Origin of the sequence: Olivibacter sp. SDN3 (genome assembly GCF_014334135.1) — a bacterium.
Taxonomy (GTDB): Bacteria; Bacteroidota; Bacteroidia; order Sphingobacteriales; family Sphingobacteriaceae; genus Olivibacter.
Map to the genome: position 1 here is coordinate 4433122 of NZ_CP060497.1, position 17659 is coordinate 4450780.

The following is a 17659-nucleotide window of genomic DNA, read 5'->3' on the forward strand; positions in this document are numbered from 1 at the left end:
CCAGTCCGATTTTTAGGAAGGGTTACAGCTGCTTTTTCTATCGTATAAAGTTCATGGGATAGGTCGGTACAATTTGACCTTTTAGGATTTTTTGAAGTTTGGAAGCCATAAGCCTTTTTGTCAAAGGCTTGAGATAATCGAGATAGAGAACTCCCTCGGTATGGTCGTATTCGTGCTGTATCATTCGCGCGGTCGTTCCACTGAATGTACGGATTTGCTTTTTAAAATTCCGATTATAATATTCAATCGTTATCGCCCAATTCCGCTTTACTTTGTAGAATAAATTTGGAATACTTAAACAGCCCTCTTCGTCTTCCCAAAGTTCTTCAGACCGTTGGATGATTTTGGCATTGATGAAAGTTTCCATTATGCCTTTATCATCTTGGGGGAAATAAAACTTTCTCTCTTCTTCTCCGAGGTTATCAAAAGTTGATTTACTGTCCACGATAAACAATCTAACCGGAAGTCCTATCTGTGGTGATGCCAATCCGCAACCATTGGCATTTTCCATAGTTTCCCACATATCGGCAATTAATTTATCCAGTTCAGGATAATCCTTTTCGATGTCGTTGCATTTCTGTTTTAAGATATGGTGTCCGTATGCTAAGATAGATCGTTTCATTATTCTTTGGATTTTTCAACAAATTTCCAAAGAATAAACATGGTAGGCAATGAACCTATGTTAAGTATTTGCGCACGGATTCCGTTGATTTTCAACGATGTTTGTGATTGCTATGCAATTTGTCTGCGTATCCGGCTCAAAGCCTGTGGTGTTATCCCGATATAGGAAGCAACGTATTTTAACGGAATGAATTTTAAAATATCAGGTTGCTCATTGAACAGGTTTAGATACCGTTCTTTGGCTGTATGTTTTAAAAGCGACAATTCTCTTTTGCTTTTTTGCAAAAACAGTTTCTCCGACACAAAACGCCCTAAATAGTTTCCTGCTTTGGTCTCTGCATATACTTTTTGCAAATCATCATAAGATATTTGCCAAACCACGGTTTCCGTCAATGCCTGCAATTCGTATTCAGATGGTGTCTGGGTCAGGAATGAATTGTAAGCACAGGTAAATTCTTTATCAAAACAGAAATTAAAAGTCAGTTCGTTTTCATCATCTGGAATATAAAATCGAACGATGCCTGTTTCTACAAAGGAAAGGTATTTTTCTGTTTCGCCCTGTCGTGTGATGGTTTCGTTTTTGGCAAAAAACCTCCTGTCAAAGTGGGAAGCTATAAATTCCCATTCTGTTTCCTGTAATTTTAGTATCCGCTCGTAGTATTCTCTGATGTGCCCCATAAAAATATTCTCTTTTTAGTCTGTCTTTAAAGAAAGGAGATACAAATTTAGCATTTTTATAATAAACGCTATGAAAACGGCGATATTGAGGAAAAAAGGCTTATAGTGAGTTCGATGTTCCCCGAATTTTTGGAATTTGACGGAACACAACATCGAACTCCGAGGCTAAATTCTGCGATTGCTCTTATCTATCAGAATAACAACAAGTTACAAGGCAAAAAAAATGGGACAAGTCTTTCTTTTTTAGACTTGTCCCAAGAGGTGATCCCGCTGGGATTGTTGGCGTCCCGCTTTTCCCGCACTGTCGGCCGCCAAGAGCAAGTTCGAACCCGGCCACCCCTTCTGTTCTCATCCCAGCTATAAACTACAAAAGCCCCACATTTCTGTGAGGCTTTTTGTGAACTTACTGGTACGTCAGCCGAACCAATTTTTGGAAGATTTAAGACGGTTAAACCAATTGAAAGACAGTCCATATCATGATGGTTTAGATGAAAAATCGGTTGATAAATGTAAATTTGAAAAAGGGAAATTAAAATTATGACTATTCATCGGGATGCCACCCCCAATCTCTAAAAGATGCCCGATAATATACTATTCTATATTCTATTTCTTCCTTTGGGTCTTTCCTTGAAATACGTATCGGCAGGGAATTATCCATTTGCGAGGCTACTATTCCATAATTATCATTAATGACATCCAATAGTTTATGATAGAGAGTATACAGGGCTAATGTTTCATGAAATCTCTCTGTCCATTCTTCAAAAGATTGTTTACGCAATTGGCTGTAAGGGTCATTTTTGACATAATTATTCAATAAAATGCTTCTTCCCAATATTGAGTATTGAGAGTGGGCGATTGAATTTCTGATTTGAAAATTATAAGTATTTTTAAACGCATCATATAATCTTGGGATTGATTGCTTGAATGGGAGTGTAAAACAAACTGTGTCAATGGCTGAATTACCGCCCCGCGGGGCGGTAATTCAGCCATTTTGCTTATTGCAAATCTAACACCATTCTTCCCGGAAACCAAATGGCTAATTTCTGTGCTGTTGTTCCCCAATTGGCCAGTGGCATCGTCCATTTCTTCTTAATGTTTTTATGGGCTAGATAGATCAGTTTCAATAACGCCATATCTGAAGTGAAGGCACCTTTAGTTTTAGTGACCTTACGGACCTGGCGATGGAATCCCTCGATCGTATTGGTGGTGTAGATCAATTTTCGGATGGATTTATCGTATCGGAAATAGGTGGTCAGACGATCCCAGTTACGCCGCCAGGAGTCGATGACCACCGGATACTTTTCACCCCATTTATCCTGAAGTTCATCCATCCGCAATCCGGCAAGATCCAATGTGTCAGCCCGGTAGACAGGCTTTAGATCGCTCATAAACTCCTTTTGGTCCTTACTGGCCACATACTTTAAGCTATTCCGGATCTGGTGCACGATACAGGTCTGTACTTCGGTATCGGGAAAAACACCCTGTATTGCTTCTGAAAACCCTTTTAGGTTATCGATACAGGCAATTAAGATATCCTCTACACCTCGGTTCTGTAAGTCCGTCAGTACGCTCAGCCAAAAGTTAGCCCCCTCACTCTCCGAAACATACATCCCTAATAAATGCTTATGTCCGTTTCGGTCAACGCCAAGGATATTGTATACAGCCCGAGAAACAAAACGATGGTCTTCTTTCACCTTGTAGTGCATGGCATCCATCCAAACAATCGTATAAAGAGAATCCAGGCTTCGTGATTGCCATTCCCTGACCTGGGGAATAATCTTATCGGTAATCGAAGAAAGTGTACTGTGGCTGATATCCGTATCGTACATCTCCTTGATGTGGTTGGAAATATCCCGAAAACTCATACCCAAGCCATACATGCCTAAAATCTTCTTCTCTAGGCTCTCAGCTAAAATCGTCTCCCGTTTCTTAACGAGTTGGGGCTCGAAATTGGATCGACGATCACGGGGAGTATCGATATCGATCGTACCCTCAGAAGTCCGAATCTGCTTACTGGACTTGCCGTTACGCCGATTACCACCGGAGCGTTGGGCTTCGTCCATATGGCTCTCCATTTCAGCTTCCAACGCGGCTTCTAAAAATTTCTTCATTAAAGGAGCAAAAGCTCCGTTCTTGCCATAAAGTGATTCTCCGCTGCGTAACTGTTCCAGAGCTTTATCCTTCATGGACTCAAAATCAAAATCGCTTTCTTTAATACTCATAATTACTATGTCAAAAATAATACTTCTATTTATTATCCTTGACACAGTCTATTTTACAGTCTCGCTTGAATCGGTCTCGAATTTTAGTCCGTATAATTACGTCTCTGGTTCCAGTTGCACCTTTTTCTCTACTTGTTGTTTGAAGTTTGTAATGCCAATCATAAGCGAACCCCAAAGAAAGATTTGCGAGTTGAAAAAACTTCTTAATAAAAGTATCTGACTCCCAAATTTTCAAATAAATCAACATTTCCGTTTGGATGGATATTGCTTCATCAAAGTTTATTTGGTCAATTTCTTTCCTTTTTTCTTCGGAATACACTAAGTTTTTTAAGTGGTTTTCTAACGTTTCTGATGAGGTATTATGTTTAATGTATTGGCCTATAAAGGAATGATGAGTATTCTCGGAGTGACCTTCGTGATTAGGGCCAAACATGTAAGGACTCATTTTTTGCTCAGTATTATTCCAATTATGTACATCAGGATTGTAAAATGCATTTAAATGCACCAACAACAAATCACTGTCATGCGTTTGATTTTTGACAATGAGTTCATGTAACTTATCGAACTCTATTATTAGCTCTCCATATTTCTTGTTTAATAGTTCTTCAAATAACATATTTTATACAATAATCATTAATTAAAGATACTAATCAACTTGCTTACCAGCAAACACTAAGATTTCGACTGAGATGGTGAAAAATCAAGCCCTGACAGCTCTGTTGCAAAATTCTCTGAAAATGGTTTAAAAAGGTTGCCAATAGTCTCATCTTTCAGTTTTTTTTGCAGATAACTATCGAAAGATATTGATGATGCTAAGTAACTGTATATATCATTTTTATTTGAATTATATTGTTTTTTTTGTCTGTCAATCTCCTTGAAATAGCTTTTAATTAAGTTTGTGAAGTTATTTTTATCACGGTTGAGGTAGCCAAAATATTTTATTAATGTATTTACATTTAGAACAAGAACAGGTTTAACGGTTTGGTATTTCTCTCTTATCTCGTCAAAATCGGCTGAACATTTTTCATTAATAAAAGCATTTATACCAAACACATTATAATTTGTATCTGATGTCAGCAAGATGGGGTAAATATTCAACCTTTTAATCTTTTTAATTTTGAAAATGTCTGATACTTCATCGTGATTTGCATTGTCAGAAATTTGCTTTAGTTGATGTAATATCTGATAAACACCCTTGTTTTTACCACTTGCTTCTTTCTTGCTTAGAAAATTATCCTCTATCTCTTTTCTAAAGGCGTCAAAGTCAATATTCTCCATTGCCTTTACATGCACGTTTGTCATTTTGGTTTCTATGACAAGGAGATTGTCTGATGACGTCTTTATGAGAAAATCTTGATATTTATCATCACTATGAACTACTTGTCGGTTATGTGAGAAAATTTTCTGAAGTAGAATTTTACAGAGGTAACCCTCAAAATATTCTTTACCAATGAAAGATAAAAAATTATTCAAATTGCTCAACTTACTTCTGGATGGCTCAATAGTTTTTTTGAAAATCTTAAAGAAAAAACCTTGGTCTATCGTGTATTGAAAAAAATTGAAATCAAGTATTATGAACTCGTCATTATCACAATCAAATAATGGTCTTGGTATAATATCAAAATTCAAAGTTACTTCCTGTTTTTTATCTATATATTCTCTTCCTATTGTCCAATCTTTGAGAAAGTCAGTTGGAACGTCCGTTTTCTTCAAAACGAATTTTACGTTACTCTTGTCATTATCTGTATATAGTCCTATCAAAAATTTGGCAATGTTCCATGGAGAGGCTATACCATAGTCTTGACAAAAACTTATTGTCGGATTTCTTAGCTGTACATTATCACTTAGAAATTTGCACATGAATGCAAATTTTAAAAGGTATATTATCGGTGTTGTATCACGTATATAATATTGTTGTAATGCATCTAACGCAAAAACATCTCTGAAACTGGTCAAATTGCTGGTAGCATCTAATTTGTCGTTATATTTTTCGTTATAAATGAGTATAGTTTTGAAAAGGTCGATTGCAAATTCAGTATATGGCAAATCCTCCGGCTGACTTTCATTATAGTTATTTAAAGCATCTTTTATGAGTTCAGATAAATTGGCAGAGGCAAAAAAGCTACCATTACTTGTTTTATAATCAAGATGAGCTACTAACTTTCTTACGACAGATATTTCTCCAAAAAGAACTTCCTCAAAAATTCTTCTGTCATGTTCTTCTTCTTTTACGTGATATATTATGGCGTTTATATAAGCAATCTTAATTAGGATATTTTTTGTGGAGTATTTTCGCAACAGTGAAAATGTATCGCTCGGCAGTGATGCATTAAAAACATCCTGATAACCATATACCACCTTTAAACTTTTTATTCCCTCCATATTGATTTTAAATTTACTGAAATTCCCGTTGCTACCGACCAAAAATCTTGATGAACGAGAAAACCAATAAAAAAAATCTTTCCCTACTTCGACCTGTGTCCTGTACCAAACTCATTGTAAAGGATAATATTTGTGTTTAGATAGTGATAGTGTACCTATTAAACCTTAATTATGCATTAGACTTTTCAAAAATCGTGTAAGTGTTTATTTTTGAGTAGTTTTATTAGCTTTACCCAATCACCCATATGGTTAACTTACCTATAGCATATTCAGACAAGCCAGTTACCGCCTTTGGGGGTATGAGTTTGTTGAAACGTATGATAGATAAATTAGGTGTTATAGATGCGCTTTCGTCCTTGAATTTACCAATGCCTGGTTCAAATAGAGGTTACTCTCCCAAAGATTTGGTTTTATCTTTTTGGTTAGGAATTTGGACAGGAGCCTCTCGATACATCCACTGTGATTGGTTGCGTTATGACAAGGTGTTGCAGGATATTTTCGGTCTGGATCAGATGCCCTCTCAGAGCACCTATAGTCGGTATTTTGGAAAATTCAATCAATCGGTAAATACGGAAGTTTTTCCTGCTCTTCAAGACTGGTTTATGCAACAATTTGATATCGGGAGCATCACAGTCGATTTTGATAGTACAGTAATTACCCGTTATGGAGACCAAGAGGGAAGTGCTAAAGGTTATAACCCGAATAAGCGGGGCCGTAATTCTCACCATCCTTTGCTGGCATTTATAAGTCAGACCCGTATGGTGGCCAATGCCTGGCTTCGTCCAGGGGACACGGCAGCCAGTTCATCCTGTATAGCATTCATGCAGGAAACATTTGACCGCTGTTTGTCCAGCAAGAATGTGGGGTTGGTAAGGGCAGATAGCGGCTTTTATACGGAGGATATTTTAGGTTATCTGGAAGAATCACATAAAAACTATGTGATTGCTGTTAGGATGTATCCCAATATCAAAGCGGAAGTTTTGGGAGAACGCAATTGGATCTCGTTAAGCAAGGGAATAGAATTATCCGAAATGACATTCGGACATCTTAATGGAAAGCAACGTCGTTACATTATCGTCAAAAAGCGAGTAGATGACCGCCCTAACAGCGGCGGAAAACTTTTTGATGAGATGCCCGGCTACAGGTATAGCTGTTATGTGACCAATATGGACATGCCATTGGATCAAATCTGGAATATCTATAACAGTAGAGCCGATTGTGAAAATAGAATCAAGGAACTTAAGCAGGATTTCGGACTGGAAAATTTCTGCTTACAGAACTTTTGGGCAACAGAAGCCTCTTTCAGATTCATTATGGTAGCTTATAATTTGATTAGTTTATTCCGTCATTTTGCATTAAATGAACACAATAAAGCTATGCACAACACACTCAAATCCTATTGCTTTGCATTAGGAGCCTGGACCGTAAATCACGCCAACAGAAAGGTGCTGAAAATAGCATTACCTGTAAAAAGAAGAGCTTGGATGGACGGAATTTTCTCTAAAATCGAAAATCTACCGCCTAAACTCAAATATTCTTAATGCATAATCCGGGTTAAAAACTTTAGCTATGAGACATCCTTTGAACAACATTGTGGCTGACATCCAAAAGCAAGAAAGAAAGCTGTCAGCCGAAACATCCAGTTTCATTGACGAGGCGTATAAAATGACGATTTACCTCCAAGAGTTGTTGCATACCTTAAAGGATGACGTAATAAAAGAGGGCTTTTCCAGTAAGGACGAGGAAATACATTTTTTCAAACAGGTAAAGCCAAACATCCTCGGAAAACTTATCTATTACAATAAGGTGTACCGGATTGAGACAGCCTGCCCCGTAGATAACGGCAATTTGTACCAAAGTTATTTTGCTATCAAATTACAGGGTTTGAAACAGGAATACAGAGAGCATATATGCAATTCGGCTTTTTACAGATACTACCGTTCCGGCAGAAACGATAAAGACGAGGAATATTTCACGTTGGGAAACATTAATTATTATGATGGGCTGAACAGTTATGTATTTGAAATCGACCCCAAATTTTCGACCTACTTTGATTACAAAGTAGCGAAAATCATAGCCAACGAATTAATCTATAATTATCTGACGACAAAACTAAGCCCCGAACAAAATCCCGATGTATTACTACAACAGGAGGAAACAAAAGACTTCTTTTGGACACAGACAAAAAATGCCCTTATCGAATTGATTTATGCACTCTATGCCTGTGATGCCATTTCACATGGGAAAATCGGCATCCGCAAAATCAGCATGGTATTCCAAATCCTGTTCCGTGTGTCGCTGAACGACATCCATAACAGCTTCCATCGAATGAAAACCCGTGCAGGCTCACGGACATTGTTTTTAGACCAACTCAAATACAGTTTAGAGGAATATATGGACAGGGAAGACAACCAATAATTTTGTCTTCTCTTTCCATCAAAAAGGACAGCATCAATCGGTGCTGTCTTTTTTTTGCCCGTTTGCCTATATGTGTCTATCGGCAAACCCATTGATTTGGATGCCGACCGATTGACCAAAAGTGCGAAAAGCCCCTAAAAACAGCACTTTACACGAATTGTAAAAAAATGAAAAAAGTGCCTTTTTGATAGACACGTATCGGAAGACAGCCTGCGCCAATCGCTCCAATTTTGTGGTGTTAGAAATCATTAAAAAGAAATTATTATGAACATCGACAGAATGGAATTTATCGCATGGATGGAACGTATCATGGAGCGTTTCGATATTTTGAAAGAGTACGTGCTAAACATCAAGAAAGAACGGCACAGCATAGACGGCGAGGAATTACTGGACAACCAAGACCTGCTCCTAATGCTGAAAATCAGCCACCGCTCTTTGCAACGATACCGCTCCACGGGCAAGCTACCGTATTACACCATCAGCGGAAAGCTGTACTACAAACTATCGGATGTACACCAGTTCATTAGGGAAAGTTTCAAAGCGCCCCTACGGCGTACAAAAGAAAACAGATGACAAACCCTACCACGAAAAGACGGGTACGGCTATGCCGTACCTGCTTCACTTACTTTCGGACAATGTAAACATTAAAAAATCAATATCATGAGCGAACAGACAAATGAAAATCCACAGCAATATCCCGAACAGCTTTCGGATGTGCTGTTGGTGATGGACAAGGAAAAAAAGAAAATCCAAGCCGTTACGGGTGTTGACGAAAACGGCAATCTGAAAACCGTTGATGCCACCAAGAAAAACCAAAGCCAATTTATGCGAGTGGACAGAGCCGGAGATTTGTTTACAAATTTCTTCTCCAACTTTTGGCGACAGCTTAAAGACCCGACCCATTTCTCATTCTTCAAAGTGCCTGCAAAGGAAGCGGTCGAAACCGCCAAAGAAATGCAGAAACAGGTCAATGCCCCCACCAAAGAGGGCGAGGCTGTCATGGCAAAGCATGAGGTCAAAGAGCCAAAGGAGCAACAACAGGAAACCAAAAAGGATGTGGAAGCACCACAGGCGACACCGGAAACACAGCAAGCACAGGAGAAAAACGAATACCGCTATAAGGCGGAAGATGTGGACTGGAATTATTTAGCGCAATTTGGGATAAACAAAGAGAGGCTTGAAAAAGACGGGCAATTGGATGTATTGTTAAAAGGCTATAAGACCAATAAGGTATATCCCACAAGTGTCAATTTCGGTGCGGTCATCATGCGCTCGGAAGCAAGGCTCGGTTTCCAAGACGGTGAAGACGGAAAACCTGTACTTATGATGTATGGTGTACGCCACGAACCCAACCTCAAAGCCCCTTTCTTTGGTCACGAGTTTACCAAAGAAGACAGGGAAAACCTGCTCAAAACCGGAAACATGGGGCGTGTGGTGGAATTGACCAACCGCAAAACAGGCGAAAAGATACCGTCTATTATCAGTATCGACCATCTCACGAACGAGGTCATTGCATTTAGGCATGAAAGAATAAAAATACCCGATGAGATTAAGGGCGTAAAGTTGACCGAAGACCAAAAACGGGATTTGAAAGATGGTAAAGCCATTTATTTAGAGGGATTGGACTTTAAAAACAGCGCAAACAAAAATGCCCATGTACAGTTCAACGCCGACAAAAAATATACGGAGTTTCTTTTTGGCGATAAAGCACCCAAACAGGTACAGGAAAACGACCCGAAAATGTTCCGCAACAAAGTGTTTTCGGATGAACAGTACAAGCAACTCACCGAGGGCAAGACGATTTACGTTTCGGATTTCAAGGACGGAAAAGGAAACCCGTATAAAGGATATGTCATGCTGAACAAAGAAACGGGAAATTATGATTTCAGCTTTAAAAACCCCAATGCGCTGAAAAATAAGGCACAACCTGCCGAAGCGCACAAAACACAGGTTGACGTAAACTCCAACGGGAAAACCAACGAAGCAACCAAGCACATCAACGAGCCTCTGAAACCGGAGCAACAAACGCCGAAAAACAAAACTCAACAGCAACGGCAGAATGACCCCAACCGTCCGGCTAAATCCAGAGGGGTAAGAAGATAATACCATCAAAAAACATTTTTCTTTGGAAATCCCCTTTCACAGAATACGAAGGGGGTTCTCAAAGAGAAATGTTCACCATTTAATCCATTAAAAGAGACAGCATTATGAAAGCAATCATTGCAGAAAAGCCAAGTGTGGCGAGAGAAATAGCTACCCTGTTGGGAGCGACCGAAAAACGGGATGGCTACCTCACAGGAAACGGCTACGAAGTTACGTGGGCATTGGGGCATTTGGTCGGACTGGCGATGCCCGAAGATTACGGGGTATCGGGCTTCCAAAGGGAAGCCTTGCCCATATTGCCCGACCCTTTTTTATTGACGGTACGCAAGATAAAAAAGGACAAAAGTTATGTTCCCGATAACGGGGCATTAAAACAGTTGAAGATTATCGAACAGGTCATCGGTAGATGCGATAGTATTATCGTGGCCACCGATGCCGGACGTGAGGGTGAACTCATCTTTAGGTATATCTATGAATACCTAAAATGCCGGAAACCCTTTGAACGTCTATGGATAAGCTCGCTCACGGAAAAGGCGATTAAACAGGGTTTTGACAACCTAAAAGCCGGAAGCGATTTTGACGGGCTATACAGAGCCGGACAAGGACGGAGCAAAGCCGATTGGCTTGTGGGTATCAATGCCTCGCAGGCGTTGAGCATTTCGGCAGGACGTGGCGTTTACTCGCTTGGTAGAGTACAAACGCCAACGCTTGCCCTCATCTGCAAGCGGTATTTGGAAAACAAGGATTTTGCCGTCAAAAAATACTTCCAAATCCAGTTGGAACACCGCAAGGAATTTACAGACTTTAAGAGCCTGTCAAAGACCAAATGGGATGACAGGAAACTTGCTGACGATACGCTGAAATCCATTCAGCGTAACGGAACAGCGACCGTTACGGCAGTGGAAACCAAAACAGCTACGGAGCAACCGCCATTGCTGTTCGACCTAACGGGATTGCAGAAAGAAGCCAATAAAAGAGCATCCTATACTGCCGAGGAAACATTGAACATTGCCCAAAGCCTGTATGAAAAGAAGTTTATCACCTACCCCCGTACAGGAAGCAAGTACATCCCCGAAGATATGTGGTCGGAAATCCCTGCACTGGTAAGAAATTTGGAAGCACGGGCTTCCTGCAAAAAAGCGGTCGGAAAAGTGAAATGGGGGCGTTTCAACAAACGCATCGTGAATGACGTAAAGGTCACAGACCACCACGGTCTGCTGATTACCGAAAAAATCCCGTCCGAATTAACGGCACACGAAAATGTTATTTATGATATGATTGCGCACCGCCTACTGGAAGCCCTTTCGCCTGCCTGTACCAAAGAAATAACCGACATCGGATTGCAGGCTCTGCACTATGACTTCACATTGAAAGGGTGTAAAATCCTCGAAGCCGGTTGGCGTGGCATCAAAGAAAAATTTACAGATGAGGACAGCGAGCCTGTGCAGGAACTGCCGGAATTAAAGGTCGGTGATGAGCTGAAAATCAAAGAGGCATCCGTACTGGAAAAGAAAACCAAACCGCCTGTGCTTTACACCGAGGCAGGTCTGTTGTCCGCAATGGAAAATGCCGGAAAAGAGATTGACAACGAGGACGAACGGAAAGCCCTAAAAGACATCGGCATCGGCACACCTGCCACAAGAGCCTCTATTATAGAAACGCTTTTTAAGAGGGATTACATTCGGCGTGAAAAGAAATCCCTAATCCCTACCCATAAGGGATTGCAGGTTTACGGGGCAGTAAAGGACAAAAAGATTGCCGATTTAGCCATGACCGCCGAATGGGAAATGGCATTGCAGAAAATCGAAAACAACGAGGCGGATGCAGGTGCTTTTCAGCGTGAAATGGAAACCTATGCCACTTCAATTACACGGGAACTTTTGGACACGGGCATTGCCCATGAAAAGCAACCTGGAATTGCAACTTAAAATAGGAGACTTTTTTATGCTGCCATTTTCTCTTTTTCCAATAGCATCTCTTCGATCTGCTTAGGGGTTTTATATCCCAGGGCAGAATGTGTTCTTTTGGTATTATAAAAACCTTCAATATATCCAAAGATCTCCAATTTAGCCGATTGCTGATCGATGAATTTTCTATGGTAGATCATTTCAGCCTTTAGTGTCTTGAAAAAGCTCTCAGCTACTGCATTGTCCCAGCAATTGGCCTTCCTACTCATGCTTTGAAGTATCTTGTTTTTTACAATTACCCTCCTGAATTCATCGCAGGCATATTGGATCCCTCTATCCGAATGGAAGATAAGACCATCTTTGATACCTCGGTTTCTAATAGCCATTTTGATGGCTTGTACAGAAGTGTTTTTAGTCGTCATATCGGTGCTTAAAGACCATCCAATGACTTTTCTGTCCGCCAGATCGATAACCGTTGTTAGATAAAGCCACCCTTTGCCGGTATGGATGTAAGTAATGTCGCTAACCCATTTTTGCGATAGGGAATCCGCTGAAAAATCTCTTTGGAGGAGATTTTCAGCTATCCTATAACTATGGCTCGAATCTGTGGTCACCCTATATTTTTTCTTAACCTTACTTCGTATCCCATGTTTCTTCATCAATCTTGCTACGTAGCTTCTTGATACCATTTCACCTTTTTTGTGCAGCTCTGCGGTTATCCGTGGGCTGCCATAGATATACTTACTGTCACTGTGTACCTGCTGTATTTTATCCACAAGTGCTTTACTGCGTTGTTCCCTGGGGGATTCGGGCCAAACCAGCCAACGGTAAAAACAACTGCTGCTAACGTTCAATACTTCGCACATCTTCTCTACGGAATATACTTCTCGGTTCTCCTTTATGAACCGGTATATGGACCGTCTCCCCTGGAGAAGATGGCTATGGCCTTTTTTAAGATATCGCGTTCTAATTCTGTATCTCTTAATTTCTTGCGTAAAATCCTTAACTCCTGCTCCTCCGGACTGATCTTGGGATTGTCAGGTAAAACCTTATTCCCATTATAACGTGGATTTCTACGCCATTTACTCAGTAAACTGGGGTCTATGTCTAATTCCTTAGCTACATCGGCTACAGATCCCTTAACAACGCTCAAATCGACCGCCATTATCTTAAACGAATCATCAAATTTTCTATGCATTTCTACAAATTTAAAATTACTGTCTAAATCTGTCTCGCTTTAAAGGTAGCAACTCCAACCCGAACTGACCTGCCCCAAATGCAAGAGCCGTCAGCTATTGGTTTGGAACAAGGTTGTAAAATGCCCCGATGAGGCTTGCAACTGGCTTCAATTCCGTACCGTGTGCGGAGTGCCGTTGAGCGTTGCCGATATAGAAAACCTCGTGACCAAAGGAAAGACCAACCTTATCAAAGGCATGAAAAGCAATTCGGGCAATAAATTCAATGCCTATATCGTCATGAACGATAAAGCCGAAACCTCCTTTGAGTTTGACAACAGGAAACCAAAAAGGAAATAAATGTTTTGTTTTTTGGACGGCATACAGCGTGAGGGATAGAAGCGACATCCTTTTGCGGTCCTCGCAGATCCGCAAAAGATATAGCGGATAGCCCGACCCGTCTGCATTTTTCGATAGCCTGGGCATGGGGATAAAATGCAGACGGTGGCACGCCCAAATCCTACTTTTCGTCCTGCTCGTCCATTCTCCGTAGAAGTTCTTCCCGAAGCGCATCAAGGAATTTTGTACGGTTCATCTTCCGGTTTCTCAACTCCAAATAGGTTTGATAAAAATTGCCTAAATCAATGTCAAAGGCACTTTCAAAATATTGGGCGACTTCTCTTATGTCGTTGTTCCCGTTGTCAAACACACCTTGATAGTGTAGGGAATAAATCAATTCTATCAAGGCTACTTTACTACCTGTCCATTTCAGCTTCTTTTGGGTTTTCGATTTGTCTTTTTGGAATTTGTTATACAACAGGTCTTCGATGTAGACCTGTATCAAATCGTTGGCTATTATCTTGGCGACCTTGTAATCATGCGAGGTAGAAAAAGTATGGTCGGACTGAAAATAATAAGTGTCCAACCACAGCTTTATATCATGCTTGCCCCGAACAAAAAAACTTTCGTCAAGAAAAGAATTATTGCTACGGTAATACTTATAAAAATCGAGGTTGTTGTCAAAGAACCTTTTTAGTTTTTTCAGTTCTTTGTTGAGGTATTTCCTTATAGGCTTTGCTCCATAGGGTTTCTTTGTCTCGATTTTGTATATGGTATTGTAGTAAATGAGTTTGGCAACAATGGTGGGTTTCTGATATTTGAAAAAGCGGATTTCTTCATCAGCATTCTTAAACCCTCGTTTCAGAACATACTCTTTTACATCGGACAGGCATTCGAGAATAAGGTGTATAACAGCTTCTATCCGTTGTATGGAGCAATCGGCTCCAATCTCCAATTCGTTGATTGCTGTTTCGAGTTCATACAGCGTTTTCTTATAAAATTTATCCATACAGTAAGTCTATTTTATCTCCGCTCTCGAAGACACACTATCCGTAATAAAATATCAAACATTGAATTTTGAAATTATTAAAGGACAATCGTTAGTTTATAATAGCAAGCAAAGACACACACGCTTGCGAGTACGGGTGTTTTTGCTCATATCAATCGTCTTACTTTCTGTTTGTAATCAATATACTTTTGTCCGTGTTCTTTGGTTAAAAATTCTTCTTCAAGTCGGATTTGGATTTGAATAAGAACGTACCCTAAAATCAAAAACACGACTGTCAATGCGTTTGGAGTTGTCAAAAACAGCCCGACTAAACTTAAAATCATTCCGAAGAATATTGGATTTCGTGAGATTGAAAAAAGCCCGTTTGTTACCAATTCTGTTTTTGTATTCGTGTCAATACCAATACGCCACGAATTTTTCATATTCCCTTGTGCGATAACAGCCCAAACCAATGAAATTAATAAAAGGGTAAGCCCAACATACTTTATTGTAGGGATGTCAAGTTGCGTAATTGGTAAATAATACTCGTACCAATTCGGAAATAAAGCATAAATGACAACATAAAGAAACATTGCCATCAACGTCAGCTTGAAGTAAAACCCAATCAGTCCGTAGGCACTGTCGTCATTGGGCAATACAAGCGGATTTCGCCCTATTCGTTTTGCAACTATAACCGATTTCAAAACAAAAGCAACTCCGAAGTATATGATAAAGTATGTCGGCAATACTATTCTCAAAAAATCTACCATATCGTGATTTATTTTTGTTAGTTAAATTTCATACGTTGTATTCTTACTGCATTCAGTATAGCCAATAATGCCACACCTACATCGGCAAATACGGCTTCCCACATTGTGGCTAATCCACCTGCACCAAGTATCAATACAACGGCTTTCACTCCAAATGCTAAAGCTATGTTTTGCCAAACTATTTTCTTTGTCTGTTTACCGATATTGATTGCCATTGGTATTTTACTCGGCTTATCATCCTGTATTACCACATCGGCAGTTTCAATAGTAGCATCGCTTCCTAAACCGCCCATTGCTATACCTACATCACTTAATGCCACAACAGGTGCATCATTCACACCGTCTCCTACAAATGCAACGTTTTCGTTTTTAGCTTTTATCTCTTTGACTTTATTTACTTTGTCTTCGGGCAGTAAATCGCCAAACGCATAATTGATGCCCAATTTTTCTGCAACAAATTTTACTACGGTTGATTTGTCGCCACTTAACATGGTAGTTTTTACATGGAGAGATTTTAGTTTGTCAATCGTAGTTTGTGCATCCTCCTTTATAGTGTCTGCAATAGTGATATAGCCTACAAATTTGTTATCGTAAGCCACGGTAATTACGGTGTAAACAATGCTATTCGGGTCAATGTCATAAGTGATAGAAAACTTATCCATCAACTTAAAATTTCCTACCAATAATTCTTTCCCGTTTACATTGGCTTTTAATCCGTGTCCTGCTATTTCTTCTACATTTTGTAATGGGATATTGTTATTTACAGCACCAACATATTGCTGAATGGCAGTTGCTACGGGGTGTGTGCTGTGGCTTTCCAAAGCATTTACCATTTGGAGGATTTCCGCTTGATTAAATTCTTTATCAAAAACAACTTCCTGCACATTAAAAACACCCTCTGTCATTGTGCCTGTCTTATCCATCACCACATTTTGGATATTGGCAAGTGCATCTAAAAAATTACTTCCCTTAAACAGTATTCCGTTTTTGCTTGCTCCGCCAATTCCGCCAAAGTAACCCAAAGGAATACTTATCACTAATGCACAAGGACACGATATAACTAAGAATACCAATGCCCTGTACAGCCAATCTGAAAACTGATAATCTGTTACGAAAAAATAAGGCAGTAAGCAAATGGCTACTGCTAACACCACAACAACAGGCGTATATATTTTTGCAAACTTTCTGATGAATAACTCTGTCGGTGCTTTTTGAGAAGTAGCATTTTGTACCAATTCCAAAATCTTGCTTAACTTGCTATCTGTATATGCTGTGGTCACTTTTACCTGTGAAACGGTGTTTAGGTTTATCATTCCTGCCAATACGGTTTCTCCTTTTGATTTGGTGTCTGGTTTACTCTCTCCTGTGAGTGCAGATGTGTTGAACGATGCTTTTTCAGATAACAATTCTCCGTCCAATCCTAATTTTTCGCCCGACTTTAATTGTATAATCTCACCAATAGCAACCGTTTCCGCTTTTACAACTTTTGGCTGATTATCTTGTAAAATTGTAACTTCATCAGGTCGTTGGTCAAGCAAAGATTTAATGTTTGTTTTGGCTCTTTTTACCGCTAATGTCTGAAACACTTCGCCAACAGAATAGAATAGCATTACGGCAACACCCTCGGGATATTCGCCGATGGTAAATGCTCCAATGGTGGCAATACCCATTAAAAAAAACTCCGAAAAAATCTCGCCTTTACGGATACTTTCAACTGCTTCTTTTAGTACGGGAAAGCCAACAGGGGCATAAGCAACCACATACCAAATAATCCTTACCCAATCTGTAAACCATTCGGGTTTTAGCACATTATCAAAGTAAATGGCGACAAGTAATAATACCAATGAAATAATGCTCGGCAAGAACATTTTAATAATACTGCTTCTACCAACTTCCTCCCTTTGTGTGTTGCCCTTTTGATTGGCTTCTCCATCCGTTGAGCAACAAGTATCATCTACAATTTGCCCTGCACCTGCTTGGGTATATATTTTCTCTTCTTGTGTGCAACAAAGCTGTTTGCCTTGTGCGTCATAAATATGTTTATGTTTCATTATTA

16 protein-coding genes and 1 pseudogene are annotated in these 17659 nt (G+C 39.8%); 6 read left to right on the forward strand and 11 right to left on the reverse strand.

All coding sequences use genetic code 11. The features are described from left to right. Positions 1-37 precede the first annotated feature (37 nt). The 6 genes from def to H8S90_RS18590 all read right to left on the reverse strand — a co-directional run bounded on the left by def (position 38) and on the right by H8S90_RS18590 (position 5903). Entirely contained in the window at positions 38-622 is a 585-nt protein-coding gene (def, locus tag H8S90_RS18565) for a peptide deformylase (protein ID WP_133713467.1), read from the reverse strand. Positions 623-732: 110 nt separating this feature from the next. Next, entirely contained in the window at positions 733-1299 is a 567-nt protein-coding gene (locus tag H8S90_RS18570) for a Crp/Fnr family transcriptional regulator (RefSeq protein WP_187339330.1), read from the reverse strand. 541 nt (positions 1300-1840) lie between these two features. Next, positions 1841-2131, reverse strand: coding sequence for a hypothetical protein (locus H8S90_RS18575; RefSeq protein ID WP_187339331.1), 291 nt, complete (start codon positions 2129-2131; stop codon positions 1841-1843). Between the two features lie 163 nt (positions 2132-2294). Beyond that, the gene (locus H8S90_RS18580) at positions 2295-3521 is read right to left on the reverse strand and encodes an IS256 family transposase (protein ID WP_187339332.1); all 1227 of its coding nucleotides are present in this window, start codon (positions 3519-3521) and stop codon (positions 2295-2297) included. A gap of 25 nt (positions 3522-3546) precedes the next feature. Beyond that, entirely contained in the window at positions 3547-4137 is a 591-nt protein-coding gene (locus H8S90_RS18585) for a hypothetical protein (RefSeq protein ID WP_187339333.1), read from the reverse strand. Positions 4138-4193: 56 nt separating this feature from the next. Beyond that, positions 4194-5903 carry a hypothetical protein gene (locus H8S90_RS18590; protein WP_187339334.1) on the reverse strand — a complete coding sequence of 570 codons (1710 nt, stop codon included), beginning with the start codon at positions 5901-5903 and terminating at the stop codon, positions 4194-4196. Between the two features lie 245 nt (positions 5904-6148). On the opposite strand from H8S90_RS18590, the gene H8S90_RS18595 reads away from it, so the two are divergent. The 5 genes from H8S90_RS18595 to H8S90_RS18615 all read left to right on the forward strand — a co-directional run bounded on the left by H8S90_RS18595 (position 6149) and on the right by H8S90_RS18615 (position 12352). After that, positions 6149-7444, forward strand: coding sequence for an IS1380 family transposase (locus H8S90_RS18595; RefSeq protein ID WP_222852132.1), 1296 nt, complete (start codon positions 6149-6151; stop codon positions 7442-7444). Between the two features lie 28 nt (positions 7445-7472). After that, positions 7473-8321, forward strand: a complete 849-nt coding sequence (locus H8S90_RS18600; RefSeq protein WP_187339336.1) for an RteC domain-containing protein — start codon at positions 7473-7475, stop codon at positions 8319-8321. A 264-nt stretch (positions 8322-8585) separates the two neighbouring features. Further along, on the forward strand, positions 8586-8894 hold the full coding sequence (locus H8S90_RS18605) for a helix-turn-helix domain-containing protein (protein ID WP_090603262.1): 309 nt from the start codon (positions 8586-8588) through the stop codon (positions 8892-8894). Positions 8895-8981: 87 nt separating this feature from the next. Beyond that, on the forward strand, positions 8982-10424 hold the full coding sequence (locus H8S90_RS18610) for a DUF3945 domain-containing protein (protein ID WP_187339337.1): 1443 nt from the start codon (positions 8982-8984) through the stop codon (positions 10422-10424). A gap of 104 nt (positions 10425-10528) precedes the next feature. Then, positions 10529-12352: a DNA topoisomerase gene (locus tag H8S90_RS18615; RefSeq protein WP_222852133.1), complete on the forward strand. Its 1824-nt coding sequence runs from the start codon at positions 10529-10531 to the stop codon at positions 12350-12352. Between the two features lie 14 nt (positions 12353-12366). Here H8S90_RS18615 and H8S90_RS18620 read toward each other — a convergent pair whose 3' ends face one another. Both H8S90_RS18620 and H8S90_RS18625 read right to left on the reverse strand, forming a co-directional pair. Further along, entirely contained in the window at positions 12367-13317 is a 951-nt protein-coding gene (locus H8S90_RS18620) for an IS3 family transposase (RefSeq protein ID WP_187342851.1), read from the reverse strand. Further along, entirely contained in the window at positions 13230-13529 is a 300-nt protein-coding gene (locus H8S90_RS18625) for a transposase (protein ID WP_187339052.1), read from the reverse strand. The genes H8S90_RS18620 and H8S90_RS18625 overlap by 88 nt, the downstream gene beginning before the upstream one ends. Before the next feature lie 55 nt (positions 13530-13584). Here H8S90_RS18625 and H8S90_RS26490 point away from each other — a divergent pair. Then, positions 13585-13866: pseudogene (locus tag H8S90_RS26490) on the forward strand (topoisomerase C-terminal repeat-containing protein); the annotation flags it as partial. Between the two features lie 160 nt (positions 13867-14026). Here the strand turns inward: H8S90_RS26490 and H8S90_RS18635 are convergent. The 3 genes from H8S90_RS18635 to H8S90_RS18645 all read right to left on the reverse strand — a co-directional run bounded on the left by H8S90_RS18635 (position 14027) and on the right by H8S90_RS18645 (position 17654). Further along, a complete protein-coding gene (locus H8S90_RS18635) occupies positions 14027-14854 on the reverse strand; it encodes an RteC domain-containing protein (RefSeq protein WP_187339338.1) in 828 nt (275 codons plus the stop codon). A 146-nt stretch (positions 14855-15000) separates the two neighbouring features. Then, entirely contained in the window at positions 15001-15603 is a 603-nt protein-coding gene (locus H8S90_RS18640; protein WP_187339339.1) for an isoprenylcysteine carboxylmethyltransferase family protein, read from the reverse strand. Positions 15604-15620: 17 nt separating this feature from the next. After that, a complete protein-coding gene (locus H8S90_RS18645; protein WP_187339340.1) occupies positions 15621-17654 on the reverse strand; it encodes a heavy metal translocating P-type ATPase in 2034 nt (677 codons plus the stop codon). Between the last annotated feature and the right edge of the window lie 5 nt (positions 17655-17659).